This is a genomic window from Vibrio sp. 10N.222.47.A9, from assembly GCF_963872585.1.
GTDB lineage: Bacteria > Pseudomonadota > Gammaproteobacteria > Enterobacterales > Vibrionaceae > Vibrio > Vibrio splendidus.
In genome coordinates, this window is record NZ_CAWNBB010000050.1 from 40993 (window position 1) to 53851 (window position 12859).

General features: G+C 43.5%; 12 protein-coding genes and 1 pseudogene. 8 read left to right on the forward strand and 5 right to left on the reverse strand.

The features are described from left to right. Positions 1-81 precede the first annotated feature (81 nt). Complete coding sequence (gene gcl, locus AACT19_RS15970) at positions 82-1854, reverse strand: glyoxylate carboligase (RefSeq protein ID WP_076647308.1); 1773 nt, start codon at positions 1852-1854, stop codon at positions 82-84. 313 nt (positions 1855-2167) lie between these two features. On the opposite strand from gcl, the gene aceB reads away from it, so the two are divergent. Next, on the forward strand, positions 2168-3793 hold the full coding sequence (aceB, locus tag AACT19_RS15975) for a malate synthase A (protein WP_076647310.1): 1626 nt from the start codon (positions 2168-2170) through the stop codon (positions 3791-3793). Positions 3794-3894: 101 nt separating this feature from the next. After that, on the forward strand, positions 3895-4335 hold the full coding sequence (locus tag AACT19_RS15980; RefSeq protein WP_017088617.1) for a GlcG/HbpS family heme-binding protein: 441 nt from the start codon (positions 3895-3897) through the stop codon (positions 4333-4335). Positions 4336-4462: 127 nt separating this feature from the next. On the opposite strand, the gene AACT19_RS15985 is transcribed toward AACT19_RS15980, so the two are convergent. Then, positions 4463-4900, reverse strand: coding sequence for a DoxX family protein (locus AACT19_RS15985; RefSeq protein WP_076647313.1), 438 nt, complete (start codon positions 4898-4900; stop codon positions 4463-4465). Between the two features lie 364 nt (positions 4901-5264). Continuing rightward, the gene (locus AACT19_RS15990) at positions 5265-5747 is read right to left on the reverse strand and encodes a MarR family winged helix-turn-helix transcriptional regulator (protein WP_017095306.1); all 483 of its coding nucleotides are present in this window, start codon (positions 5745-5747) and stop codon (positions 5265-5267) included. Between the two features lie 123 nt (positions 5748-5870). Here AACT19_RS15990 and AACT19_RS15995 point away from each other — a divergent pair, with 123 nt between their 5' ends. From AACT19_RS15995 to AACT19_RS16010, 4 genes are all read left to right on the forward strand, one after another. Beyond that, positions 5871-6764 carry a DMT family transporter gene (locus AACT19_RS15995; RefSeq protein ID WP_076647316.1) on the forward strand — a complete coding sequence of 298 codons (894 nt, stop codon included), beginning with the start codon at positions 5871-5873 and terminating at the stop codon, positions 6762-6764. A 143-nt stretch (positions 6765-6907) separates the two neighbouring features. Further along, positions 6908-7831 carry a LysR family transcriptional regulator gene (locus AACT19_RS16000; protein ID WP_076647319.1) on the forward strand — a complete coding sequence of 308 codons (924 nt, stop codon included), beginning with the start codon at positions 6908-6910 and terminating at the stop codon, positions 7829-7831. A 170-nt stretch (positions 7832-8001) separates the two neighbouring features. Then, positions 8002-9048 carry a hypothetical protein gene (locus tag AACT19_RS16005; protein ID WP_076647322.1) on the forward strand — a complete coding sequence of 349 codons (1047 nt, stop codon included), beginning with the start codon at positions 8002-8004 and terminating at the stop codon, positions 9046-9048. Between the two features lie 73 nt (positions 9049-9121). Continuing rightward, the gene (locus AACT19_RS16010) at positions 9122-9775 is read left to right on the forward strand and encodes a hypothetical protein (RefSeq protein WP_076647403.1); all 654 of its coding nucleotides are present in this window, start codon (positions 9122-9124) and stop codon (positions 9773-9775) included. Positions 9776-9882: 107 nt separating this feature from the next. On the opposite strand, the pseudogene AACT19_RS16015 reads toward AACT19_RS16010, so the two are convergent. Both AACT19_RS16015 and AACT19_RS16020 read right to left on the reverse strand, forming a co-directional pair. Further along, a pseudogene (locus AACT19_RS16015) lies at positions 9883-10282 on the reverse strand (RidA family protein). Further along, positions 10282-10590 carry a putative quinol monooxygenase gene (locus AACT19_RS16020; RefSeq protein WP_017083047.1) on the reverse strand — a complete coding sequence of 103 codons (309 nt, stop codon included), beginning with the start codon at positions 10588-10590 and terminating at the stop codon, positions 10282-10284. The pseudogene AACT19_RS16015 and the gene AACT19_RS16020 overlap by 1 nt, the downstream one beginning before the upstream one ends. A 114-nt stretch (positions 10591-10704) precedes the next feature. On the opposite strand from AACT19_RS16020, the gene AACT19_RS16025 reads away from it, so the two are divergent. Further along, the gene (locus AACT19_RS16025) at positions 10705-11607 is read left to right on the forward strand and encodes a LysR family transcriptional regulator (RefSeq protein ID WP_054546176.1); all 903 of its coding nucleotides are present in this window, start codon (positions 10705-10707) and stop codon (positions 11605-11607) included. Positions 11608-11872: 265 nt separating this feature from the next. Beyond that, positions 11873-12790 (forward strand): DMT family transporter, encoded by a 918-nt coding sequence (locus AACT19_RS16030; RefSeq protein WP_076647325.1) that lies wholly within the window; start codon positions 11873-11875, stop codon positions 12788-12790. Positions 12791-12859 lie beyond the last annotated feature (69 nt).

The following is a 12859-nucleotide window of genomic DNA, read 5'->3' on the forward strand; positions in this document are numbered from 1 at the left end:
TTATTTGTAGTAAAGCCTCGCTCTATTGGAGACTGTCCGTAGAGCTAAACCTCAACTCTACGGATACACATTACTTAATGATTACTTGTACGCCAGCGCCGTTGGAGCATCGTCGCGGCTTTCGGCAAGTGGTTCAAATTCGTTGATCGCATTGATCTCTACGCCCATCGCAATATTGGTCACACGCTCAAGAATCAGCTCAACCACCACTGGCACCTTGTGCTTGTTCATCAGCTCTTTGGCTTGCTCAAACGCAGCGGCAATTTGGTCTGGTTCACGCACTCGAATTGCCTTACAGCCTAGGCCTTCAACAACGGCAACATGGTCAACACCGTAGCCTTCAAGCTCTGGCGCATTCTGGTTGTCAAACGCCAGTTGTACACAATAATCGATATCAAATTGGCGCTGTGCTTGGCGAATCAAGCCTAGGTATGAGTTGTTCACCAACACATGAATGTATGGCAGGTTGAATTGAGCACCTACTGCCAGTTCTTCGATCATAAATTGGAAATCGTAATCTCCAGAGATAGCAACGATATCGCGATTTGGATCAGCAGCTCGTACGCCTAATGCGGCTGGCGTTGTCCAACCCAATGGGCCAGCTTGACCACAGTTGATCCAGTTACGCGGCTTATAAACATGCAGGAACTGAGCCGCAGCGATTTGCGACAAACCAATGGTGCTCACATAGCAAGTATCACGACCAAACGCCTTGTTCATCTCTTCATAAACACGCATCGGTTTCATTGGTGCTTCATCGAAGTTGGTTTTACGCAGCATGGTCGATTTACGTTCCTGACACTCACTGGCCCAAGCATTTCGGTTCGGCAGTTTGCCAGCATCACGCCACTCTTGCGCCACTTCAACCATTAACTCCAGCGCTGCCTTGGCATCAGAGACAATGCCTAAATCTGGGCAGAACACGCGGCCGATTTGGGTTGGTTCAATATCAACGTGAACAAACTTTCGGCCTTCAGTGTAAACATCGACAGAGCCGGTATGACGGTTTGCCCATCGGTTACCGACACCAAACACAAAGTCAGAGTTGAGCATGGTTTCGTTACCGTAACGGTGAGAAGTTTGTAGCCCTACCATGCCTGCCATTAATTCATGATCATCTGGGATCGAGCCCCAACCCATCAAAGTTGGAATCACAGGAACTCCAGTGATCTCGGCAAACTGTTGCAACAATTCAGACGCGCCAGCATTAATCACGCCACCGCCCGATACAATTAGCGGTTTTTCAGATTGAGACATCATGGTTAATGCTTTCTCAACCTGCGCGCGGGTTGCTTGCGGCTTATAAGGTTCTAGCGGTTCATAGGTATCGATATCAAATTCAATTTCAGCCAGCTGAACATCAATCGGTAGATCAATCAGGATTGGACCCGGACGACCCGAACGCATTAAATGAAAGGCTTTTTGAAATGCGCGTGGCACTTGTGCAGGTTCCAGCACCGTAGTCGCCCACTTAGTCACTGGTTTAGCGATAGATTCAATATCGACCGCTTGAAAATCTTCTTTGTGAAGACGAGCACGTGGCGCTTGGCCGGTGATGCATAGAATTGGAATCGAATCTGCAGTCGCAGAATAAAGACCCGTGATCATGTCCGTTCCCGCAGGACCAGAAGTACCAATACACACACCTATATTGCCTTGATTAGTACGCGTGTACCCTTCAGCCATATGGGATGCACCCTCTACGTGACGAGCTAAGACGTGGTCGATTCCTCCGAGCTTTTTCATAGCCGCATACATAGGGTTAATTGCTGCGCCGGGAACACCAAATGCGATGTCTACACCTTCACGTTTAAGCACCTCTACCGCTGCTTCAATCGCTTTCATAATTGCCATTCGAACCTCCAGTTCAGATTGTATACAATTAAACTAACTTTTGTGTACTATGAACCATCCTCGCTATTTATCAACCCCAAAATGAAACAATTTTGTTACATCACACGACCACCTTGAGTAAGCACTAACCCTGAAAAGCTTACAATTCATTGCTTTATATAAAATATCTTTACGTAAAAATAAATTACAAAAAGACCAAATGATAAATAAATGTTAAATACCCTTTGCTTGTTTACAATTTATGCAATATAAATATCCTTAAAAATAGCGTTTTGTATACAAAGTGACATCGTATTGTTTAAAGGAGACAACAATGATGAATGACGTAAAAGAGAAAGAAGAAGTACAATGTATGCAGGTACTTGGGAAGATGGACAACTCCGAGTACAAAGAGATCGTGTCTAAAGATGCATTAAAATTCTTAGAAGCTCTCGTCAATAAGTTTGGAGATCGCCGTCATGCCCTGCTAAGTGACCGCGACATAAAACAAGCTCAATATGACGAGGGTGAGTTACCCAATTTCAGAAAAGACACCATTTCCATTCGCCAGAATAAAGAGTGGAAAGTGGCGACACCGCCACCAGAGCTACTCGATCGCCGAGTAGAGATCACCGGGCCTATCGAAAGAAAGATGGTGATCAACGCGCTAAACTCAGGCGCGAAAGTCTTCATGTGCTGCTTTGAAGATGCGTCTTCTCCTACTTGGGCCAATATGGTCGAAGGGCAAATCAACCTAAGAGATGCCAACCTTGGCACCATTAGTTACTTCGATGAAAAGAAGCAGAAGCGTTACCAATTAAACGACGATCCTGCACTGCTTATCGCACGCCCACGAGGGATCCACCTTCCTGAGCAATCCATCCAATTCAACAATCAGCCTATCGGCGGTTGCTTGATGGACTTCGCCTTGTACTTTTTCCACAACTATCAATCACGTGCACAACAAGGTTTAGGGGTTTACTACTACATTCCCAAACTTGAGAGCATGGAAGAAGCACAGTGGTGGGACGATATTTTCAGCTTCACCGAAAACTACTTCCAAGTACCCAAAGGCACTATTCGCGCGACAGTATTGATCGAAACGCTACCAGCCGTGTTCCAGATGGAAGAGATCTTGTATGCAATGCGCGATCATATCGTAGCGATGAACTGTGGTCGTTGGGATTACATATTCAGCTACATCAAAACGCTGAAGAACCATAAAGACCGCATCCTGCCAGATCGTCACGGCATCGGCATGGATCAAGAATTCCTCAACGCCTATAGCCAACTGTTGGTGCGCACTTGTCATGCTCGTGGTGCATTGGCAATGGGTGGTATGTCTGCCTTTATTCCAGCGAAAGACCCACAAGAGATGGCGCGTGTGACTGCCAAAGTAATTGAAGACAAACAGAGAGAATCTCAAAACGGTCACGATGGCACATGGGTCGCGCACCCTGCACTGGTTGATTTGGCAATGTCGATCTTTGATAAGCACCTTGATGGCAAAGTAAACCAAATGGATTTCCAAAGCCCAGAGCACGTGATCAATGCAGACTCGTTGCTAAAGCCTTGTGAAGGCAGTCGCGACGAAGCGGGCGTTCGTAAGAATATACGCATCGCGCTTTATTACATCGAAGCTTGGATTCAAGGCTACGGCTGTGTACCGATCTACGGCCTTATGGAAGATGCGGCGACCGCTGAGATCTCGAGAGCCAATATTTGGCAATGGATCCACCACGGGGTAACACTCGATGATGGCCAAACCTTTACCAAATCACTATTCCACTCTTGGCTTTACCAAGAGCTAGACACCATAAAACATGAAGTCGGAGACTCGCGCTATGCAGCAGGTCGATTTGAAGAGACAGCCGATCTTTTCTATCAACTTTCTACAGCCGAAGAGTTCGCTGCCTTCCTAACTTTACCCAGCTATGGGCTATTACAAGAGTCCAGTTAGGACTCTTGTACCGAGCTGAATCAGTCGATGATATTCACAACTAGAGTAATGATTGGCTGACTTAGCTTGGTACACGGCCCCTTGAAAAACTAGGAGATAACATGGGAAGTTTGACTCTACAACAAGCGTTAACCATCATCGATGGCACCTTACAAGCGGGAAACAAGATCCACACTGAGCCTTTGACGGTCGCCGTCTTAGACAGCGGTGGCAAACTGATTTCTCTGCAACGTCAAGACGGCTCTAGCATGATGCGACCAGACATCGCGATTGCTAAAGCGTGGGGGGCACTCGCACTGGGTTGTTCCTCTAGAAAACTCGCCCAAGATGCTGACAACCGACCAGCATTCATCTCCGCCGTAAACGTGCTCGCACACGGAAACATGGTGCCAGTTCCAGGGGGGCTACTGATTCGAGACAAGGATAAAACGGTACTGGGTGCTATCGGCGTCAGCGGTGACATTTCAGACATTGATGAAAGCTGCGCCATTAATGGTATTGGTTGTGCTGAGCTATTCAGTGACGAGATGATCCAAGCTTAACTCGCCAATTCGCTATACTTGAAGTTCTTAGACAGGAACAAAAAACCGAAGCGATTAGGCTTCGGTTTTTTTATTCATAAGTTGCGCCAACAACACTAACGAATAACGTGTGATTAGACAAAGAGCACTAACGAACAAGAACCATTAAGCGCGTCCATTTAGCGTCTTCCTTCAACTTGTTAGACAGCCAGTAATCAACACTAAACGATCCCGCGCCAAGTACCGCTAACGCTAGATACCCACCAGCAACAGAGACGTTTTTGTAGAAGTGAATCATTTGCCCCGATGAACTTGGGTCGAAGTGAAACATAACACCAGAAATCAAAGAGAAAAGTGCAATCGAGAACGCTGTAAAGCGAGTCATAAACCCAGCTAGAATCGCAAGCCCACCACCGAGTTCAAGCAAAATAACCAAAGGCAACAAGTGAGCGCTGACGCCTTGAGATGCCATGTATCCCGCCGTTCCTTCATAGCTAAATAGCTTTCCCCAACCCGCTTGAATAAACAAGTAAGCCAATAAAATACGAGTGAAAAAAGTCAGTGTGTCGTTCAATCTAGTGTTCATAGTTCTAAGCCTTGATAAGTTTCATTGCCGATAGGTTATTCGACTGAGCATTAAGATGATAACGAGAAAAATAGAACAACTTGTTTGAAATTTTAGTAGATATACTCGCATACAAATTACTGACTAAATCCGAAGATTGAACAACCTCAATGCTGTTACCATTGCCTTAAATTCATTGAAACACTCGCTTTGAAAAAGCTAGAGAAGTGCTGGAGAACCTCGGCTCAGCCTAAGCCATCTAAATGAGTCAGAGAAATAACCCCGTTTAACAAACACAAAAAAACCGAAGCTCATCACTTCGGTTTTCAAATCAGTTTGAGTTAACTCAGTTCAATAAATTCAGCAAGCCGATCCAGCCAGTCAATTACTCGTAAGCACTCAGCCATGTTTTAAGCAACTGGTTAGTATTCTTCTTTTGACTAGTAGACAGTGATTTAACGAGCTTTTTCTGCGTTTCGACATGCTCTGTCATCATTTGATCAATCAGAACAAGACCATCTTTTGTTAACTGAACACTCACGCTGCGTCTGTCTTCTTTGCTGTGCTCACGACTGATCAGCCCTTTGGCTTCTAGCTTATCAAGGCGATTGGTCATCGCGCCTGATGTCAGCATCATCGACCCGATCAGTTCTGACGGAGTCAGTCGGTAAGGCTTTCCAGAACGTCGCAACGTCGCCAGCACATCAAACTCACCCAGCTTCATGTCGTATTTTTTATGAAGCTCGGCAACTTGCGTCTCCATATACTTGGCAATACGCATAATCCGGCCCATCATTGCCATAGGCTCAGTTTCTAGCTCAGGCTTTTCCTTTGCCCATTGCTCTACTACGCGGTCGATAGCATCCATTTGCGATCTCGCTCCGTTATTAGTCTGATTACTTCAAACTAGTTTAACATAAAGATACTTTACAACCACTAGTTCTCAGTATACAGTTCACACAATAGTTATCTTAACGTAAAGATATTTCAGATGAACATATTATTAGCAATGATCCCCGCATTCTTTTGGGGAACAACCTATGCAGTGACGCAATTTACGCTACAGGGGTGGCCACCATTATTATTGGGTGCTTTGCGTGCATTACCTGCTGGTTTGTTATTGCTAGCGGTAAAACCAACGCTGCCTAAAAAAGGCGAGTGGCAGATCATTTTCACATTGGGCCTTATCAATATTGCGACCTTCTTTGGCTTGATCTTCGTAATGGCGCTAACGCTACCTTCGGCGATCTCTGGCGTGGGTATGATCTCTGTGCCGGTGTTCGCGATGATCTTCCACTGGGTAGTGAAAAAGCAACGCCCACATCTGATTCAAGCCCTGTCTGGTATTGGCTTGATCACCTTAGCGTGGATATTGTTTAATCCAAGTCAGATCGCATTAAACCCGATCGGTTTAGGTGCCATGTTCGCGGCAATCATGTGTATCGTTATCGGCAGCAGCATTACCAAATCACTGGGTAATCGCATGCACTGGTGGAAAGTATTAACGTGGCAGCTGATTCTAGGCGGTACGATTTTATCTGTCGCATCTGGCGTTCATGCGTTCATCGACCCGCAGCCTTATGTTAACGCTGTCACTCATTTCGATTCTCGTAATGCTATGGGGCTATTGTGGGTGATTGGACTAAACACAGCTCTGGGTTATGGCATGTATGTGTGGCTGCTACAACGTATGTCAGTGGTTGATTTCACCTTCGGTGGTATTGCAAACCCAGTTGCGGGCATCGTGACCGGTATGGTGTTGATGGGTGAATCGTTTACTCCAGTCCAATATTCACTAATGACTGGCATGATCGTGATGTCACTACTACCGCAGCTTATCCTTGCGGTAAGACAAACCAAACAAGTTAAGCCTGTTACGCAGTAGAATCTACATATAGTAACGACCTACACAAAAACCCGCCAAGTGCGGGTTTTATTTTACCGACTTCACATCTATATAAGATATCTATTTGTTCTCTAACGACGCACACCTTATTATGAATTCAATCATCAATTCAGGCGTTCGATATGGCAAAAGATCTCTTCTCCAACTTAGACTTAAATCTTCTTCGCACTTTTATCATCTTGCATCAAGAACGAAACATGCGAAAAGCAGCTGAACGTCTCTTTGTATCTCAACCAGCGGTCAGTAAAGCCCTACAAAGGCTGCGTGACCATTTTGACGATGAACTGTTTGTAAAAACACACCATGGCTTGCGCGCGACTGATCACGCGACAATGTTAGCGGAAAGCATTTCACCAATACTTGATGAACTTTCTTTTGCCATTAATAACAGCAATGATTTTAACCCCGCCGAACTACAAGGAGTGGTAAAAGTCGCACTATCCCCATATTTGCTGTCGTCCCTTTCAAGCAAGCTCTTTAATGCCATTCGTTCTGAAGCGCCATTAGTGCAAATTCAGCTATTGAATTGGTCTGGTACCACCATGACTGACATTATTAATGATGAAGTCCACATCGGGTTGAACTACGAGATCAACCACGCACCTAAAGAGCTACTGCAAAAGCCCATTGCACAAGATACTTTCAAAGGGTATGTCAGGAAAGATCACCCATACGAAAAAGAGTCTTTGGAAGTTAAAGACGGAGTTAACTTTGAATTAGCTTCAGTCATTGCGGTTGATTGGAATTCACACCAATCACAAGCGGAGAAAATACTAAAAGTAAAAGGATTGAAAGCAAACATTGGTTTCCGTTCAGAATTGCCGTCTGCAGTTATTGATGTCGTCAAAAATTCAGACATGTTATTCCCAGCATCTAAATTCTTAGAAGTTGAGCAAGAGACGTCATTAAGAACTATCAAGTTATTGTTTGATAGTAATTATTATCAACCAACCGTTTGTGCTTATTACCACCATAAAAATAGAAATAGTCCAATGACACTATGGCTTAAGAAAATACTGGTTCTCCAACTCAATAATAACCAGTAGTTATCACCCTCTTTACTCTGTTTCATTAATAACTGATCGTTAAGGCCTCTATTCTTTTAAGGGATTAGAGGCTTTTTTGTTCCATCCCTATACTTCTCTCATCGGCTAGGAACGCCACATAACACTGCAAGAAGCAACCTTTGTTCCTATACAATATTTGAGAGTAAACAATGAAACTAAAACTATTAAGCACACTTATCGCAGCCTCTTTCCTAGCGGGTTGTTCTTCTTCTGGTTCAAGTGATAACGGCGGCGGTATTGATCCACAAGATGGCATTGCTGATGTTACATATTTCCAAGGCGAAAACGTAGAAGTTGCTCGTATCAATGGCGATGAAGGTGAACATAATTCGTTAATTGTACGTGGCGCTGACGGAAAAAGTTATGTTCTAATTAACGGACAAGCGTACACAGTAGAAAATAACATTGTAAGTGATGCAGAAGGACAAAAAGTTGGTGATGTTCAAAGTAAAAATGGTGAGCTAATCTTTGTAGGCACACACGGTGGTACGTTTGTAATCAGTGTAGAAGACGGGCGCTTAATAGCTTCTGATGTACATGGTCCTATCGATCCTGACTATGGACTTCCTGTTACACCTTCAAACCCGATTTATGTAGAGCCATCTAATCCTATAGAAGACGCTACACCATCAAACCCTATCGAAGGAATCCCCGATAACGAGCTACCAGGCTTTAAAGATAAATTAGGTGACATCTTCACCACAGAAGTAATTATCGATACAAAGATCCTAACTGCTTACGACATTAAGAATGACGAAAATGGGAACTGGCATCAAGTTGTTGTGCGTCGCGATGTAGACGGTAATCTGCTTTATGTTGAAATTGGTGGGACAATATTCAATCACAAGTTCGACGGTAGTAACATTGAAGGTATCGTAAACAAGATCCAAGATAAACTAAAAGATACCTACGAAATCCGAGTCGAAACCGATAGTAAGTATCTGACTGTTTTAAATATTACTAACAACAATAATAATAACTGGCACCAAGTAGCAATCGTTCGTAACCAAGACGATTCTATCCGGTACATTGAAGTTGGCGGTTCAGTTATCAATAATAAATTTGATGGCTCCAACATAGACCGTGACAACCAAAATGTTACAAAAGCAGAGCTGAAACAAAAAATTCAATCTCTTTCTCAAGAACAACGTCAGCAAATTAAACAAGCAGTAAAAGACCGCGCTAGCCGCAGCTAATAAAAAATAATAAAGATAAAAGCAAAGGAGCCGCTTATTAGCGGCTCCTTTTTATTTGAGAGTTGAGAACACGATGAAACGACTATTGATCACTTTATTGATGCCCTTCGCCATATATGCAAACGACCATCAATTACAAACATTAAGCTACCACGAGCCGAGTTTAAGTTTTCAAACAGCCAAAGCCGGAGACAGCTGGATAGGTACAGTATCCGGCGTAATTCAAGCGACTGAAGAAATCAATATTAGTGCAGAAATAGATTCTGAAGGTTATTTGGAAATTGGGACTGGCTACGGCTTGATGTTGGGTAACTTTTATACTGAAGCGTTCGTGAGTTATGGCCGAGCAGATCTTATCGATATTTACGACATAGGCTTGTTTGGTGGCACAGCTATCACAAACAATATTATGGTTTTTGCGAACACATCGCATGAATGGCGCGATGTTTCTTTATCCCTCATAGATATGACAGATAGGGAATGGAAGAACACGGTTGGTACCAGTTACTCTCCCACACAGTTTATGAACTTTTCTTATTCATTCAGTCATGACCGCCAATTAACGGGTTCAAAAGGCTATTACAACAGCCAAGACGTTACTTTTACGCTGAAACCCAAATGGGTGGAACCGTATGTGAAATATACATTCGGTCAAAAGCGCGTTAGTCCGGGAGACGTATTTCGTTCTGATGGTAGCGTTGAGCTAGGCTTCAACCTTCGTTTTTAGTTTACCGTTTCGTGTGGTAGCTCTCACCCCTTTATAGTCTGATTAAATAAAGGGGCTTTTTGCTTCATATCATGTCTTTCGTATCAATTGAGCATACAGCGATCGACTTAAATCAGTTTCGCCGCTTCGGCCTCAATTTCAACTTTCCATCGCTCGTCAAAGAGCCCTTGTACAAACAGTAATGTCGTTGGGAGACCGACCACCAACATCAAAGGGCAATCGCTGCTTTGCGGCTTGATAGTCAGACATATCATTCCGGTCAACTAAGTACAGCCTTACACTGATTAAATCTTCGATATCCATTTGGTTTGCCTGAAGCACACCTCTCAGATTTTCCCAAGCCAGTACAATCTGTTGTTCCGCACTTTCAGCCACCATCCCTTCGCGATCAATCCCTAGTTGCCCAGCGATGTGCAACCGCGTTGAACCTGCGGGGATCAACGCACATTGATGATAATTAGCGGCCGGAGCGGGTACTGAAGAAGGGCTCCATATCTTATTCATCATTACCCCTCAGAGGCTGTGACGATTTTTGACATGACGGTGATAATTGGCATATCCGTAAGCATCGCGCCTAAACGGTCAAAATCACCAATATCCTTGCGCCAAGCAATGTATTCATTAAAGTGAGCGGTACTTTCCCATTCTTCACATAAAACCAAGGAATTTTCTGCCAAATCTTTTTGATAAAGCTCCGCAGAAAGGTTGCCGTTAAAAGTACGAGTATCTGGCAATATTTCGTTAAAAAACTCAACGATCTCTGCCGTTTTATCTTCAGTATGGCTCAAGGTAAATTGCACTAAAATAGTCATCATTTTCTCCGTTTTCTTATTTTGTTAAGGTACGAGGAGAATCTTACTTGTTTGTTAAAATAGATAAATACAATAATATTTGAAACATAGTTCGATTTAATAAGACAATAAACCACCATGAAAAACGAATTACATCGCATGCAAGTGTTCGCCCAAATTGTAGAATCGGGCTCCATAACGAAAGCGGCTGATAAGCTAGATCTCTCAAAATCTGTCGTTAGCCATCACTTACAAGGGCTTGAGCAACACCTTGGTGTGAAATTACTCACTCGAACAACACGTCGCCAATCCTTAACCGACGCTGGACAACGTTTTTATCAACGATGCTTAGAAATGCGAAAATTAATGTCGCTTGCGGAAGAAGAAGTACGCGAGTCCTGTTCTGATTTTGCAGGCACTATCACCATCACATCCCCACACACATTGATGACACATCTTATTGGACCTGCAATGTGTGAGTTTATGAAAAGCCACCCTCGTATCGAGCCTCAACTATTGGCCAACGATATGCGCGTAGATCTTATCGAGAAATACATAGACCTGTCGGTCACTGTTGGGGCTCTTCCTGATTCAACGTCTCGTGCAATTAAGCTCGGAGAGCTTCATCAGGTACTGTGTTGTCACCCAGATTATCTTACTAAGGCGCAAATACCGCAGCCAATCACGCCAAGTGACCTCTCCCAATATGACTACATTGCCAATCAGTGGGAAGGAATCAACAGCCAAAGAAGCTTTGAAATTAATAAGGGCAAAGTAAGCACGTATCAATTCAGGGCAAGTCGAATCGGAGATAGCGTTCCGACCATCCGCATGATGGCCTTAAATGGGTTAGGGATTGCCTGTTTACCTAAACAAGCAATTGAAGAAGACCTGAAAAAAGGGACATTGGTAAACATCTTGCCCAAAGATCAAGTTCTTAAAGCCTCTTTCTATGTCGTCCATAATTATGGGTTACAGGTGCCAGCCAGAATTCGCGCCTTTATTGAACACCTAAAACAACACGCTGAATCTTATTCTTAATATCTTTCAACCAAATTGCCATACGTCGCTAAACTGACGATTTATCGACCAACATTAAACCTCACAAAGAATAATGACTTTGTTTAAGTTATCTAAAATAAAATAATTTTCTTCAAAATAACTATATTAGAGATTTAATTTCCACAATAAACTCAAATTAGAGATAAAAAGGCAAAACTTTTCTCCGACTACCTTTCTATACTGTGCCACGTCATTAAGGCACCACAAGCCTATGATTTAAAATAATTATTAATGAGTAGTCACCATGAATTCGAAGTCGCTAACTATCTTGCTTTTTGTCTCTGTTTGCTTAATTTGGGGAACCACTTGGTTCGCTATGGAAGTGGCATTGCATTCTATCCCACCTATTTTTGCCACTGCGTTACGCTTTTTACTTGCAGCACCTCTGCTTGCGGTATTAGCAAAAGTCTTCAACCAACCTTTGCTTTTCCCTAAAGGTAAACGTCAATGGCTGCTTATTGTGGCACTGATGTATTTTGCTATTCCGTTCACTTTGATGATCTATGGTGAGCAATACATCTCTTCTGGTCTAGCGTCGATCATCTTCGCCAATATGCCAGTCGCTGTCATGCTGATGTCGGGTTTATTCTTAGGTCTACGATTGGCGAAACATCAAATCTTTGGTTTGGTCACAGCTGTTGTGAGCCTATGTTTAATCCTTGGCAATGAAATGCAAATGGGTGGTGATGACTACCTTATTGGCACGGTTTGCTTAGGCCTTGCTGTTGCCATTCACGCAGTGATGTATGTTTTAGTTCAAAAGCACTGTAAAGGCATCGAAGTACTTACCTACAACGCCGTACCGAGCTTAATTGCTTCTCTATTCTTGTTCGCAGTTTCAGCGATGGGTGAAAGCGTTAATGTTGAGTCCTTCACTTGGGATTCAATCTCAGCAGTCGTGTACCTAGGTTTTTTGGCGAGTGTTGGTGGCATTGTGGCTTACTTTAAATTAGGACAAGTTTCGACGCCTTTCCAAGCATCTATCTGCTTCCTGATTTTCCCAGTGGTTGCGCTACTGATCTCTTGCTACATCAATGGTGAGGTTCTATCTGAACAGTCTCTGCTTATGATGCTCCCTCTACTTTGTGGCATCTTGCTGACCAAGGCACCAAAGGGAATCTTCAAGCTGCGCTCTTCTTTGAAAACAGTAAGTAGCAACTAAGTTCTATGAATTTACCCTAGAAGCCCGCAATGCGCTTCTAGGGTTCTATTTAGCGGCTCAAATCTAAGT

What these genes read in the sequence shown, in the direction of transcription:
- AACT19_RS15985 (WP_076647313.1), bottom strand. Translation starts at nt 4,900, where the DNA reads ATGAACACTAGATTGAACGACACACTGACTTTTTTCACTCGTATTTTA.
- AACT19_RS15980 (WP_017088617.1), top strand. Translation starts at nt 3,895, where the DNA reads ATGGGAAGTTTGACTCTACAACAAGCGTTAACCATCATCGATGGCACC.
- AACT19_RS16005 (WP_076647322.1), top strand. Translation starts at nt 8,002, where the DNA reads ATGAAACTAAAACTATTAAGCACACTTATCGCAGCCTCTTTCCTAGCG.
- AACT19_RS16000 (WP_076647319.1), top strand. Translation starts at nt 6,908, where the DNA reads ATGGCAAAAGATCTCTTCTCCAACTTAGACTTAAATCTTCTTCGCACT.
- AACT19_RS16030 (WP_076647325.1), top strand. Translation starts at nt 11,873, where the DNA reads ATGAATTCGAAGTCGCTAACTATCTTGCTTTTTGTCTCTGTTTGCTTA.
- AACT19_RS15995 (WP_076647316.1), top strand. Translation starts at nt 5,871, where the DNA reads ATGAACATATTATTAGCAATGATCCCCGCATTCTTTTGGGGAACAACC.
- AACT19_RS16025 (WP_054546176.1), top strand. Translation starts at nt 10,705, where the DNA reads ATGAAAAACGAATTACATCGCATGCAAGTGTTCGCCCAAATTGTAGAA.
- AACT19_RS16010 (WP_076647403.1), top strand. Translation starts at nt 9,122, where the DNA reads ATGAAACGACTATTGATCACTTTATTGATGCCCTTCGCCATATATGCA.
- AACT19_RS15990 (WP_017095306.1), bottom strand. Translation starts at nt 5,747, where the DNA reads ATGGATGCTATCGACCGCGTAGTAGAGCAATGGGCAAAGGAAAAGCCT.
- AACT19_RS16020 (WP_017083047.1), bottom strand. Translation starts at nt 10,590, where the DNA reads ATGATGACTATTTTAGTGCAATTTACCTTGAGCCATACTGAAGATAAA.
- aceB (WP_076647310.1), top strand. Translation starts at nt 2,168, where the DNA reads ATGATGAATGACGTAAAAGAGAAAGAAGAAGTACAATGTATGCAGGTA.
- gcl (WP_076647308.1), bottom strand. Translation starts at nt 1,854, where the DNA reads ATGGCAATTATGAAAGCGATTGAAGCAGCGGTAGAGGTGCTTAAACGT.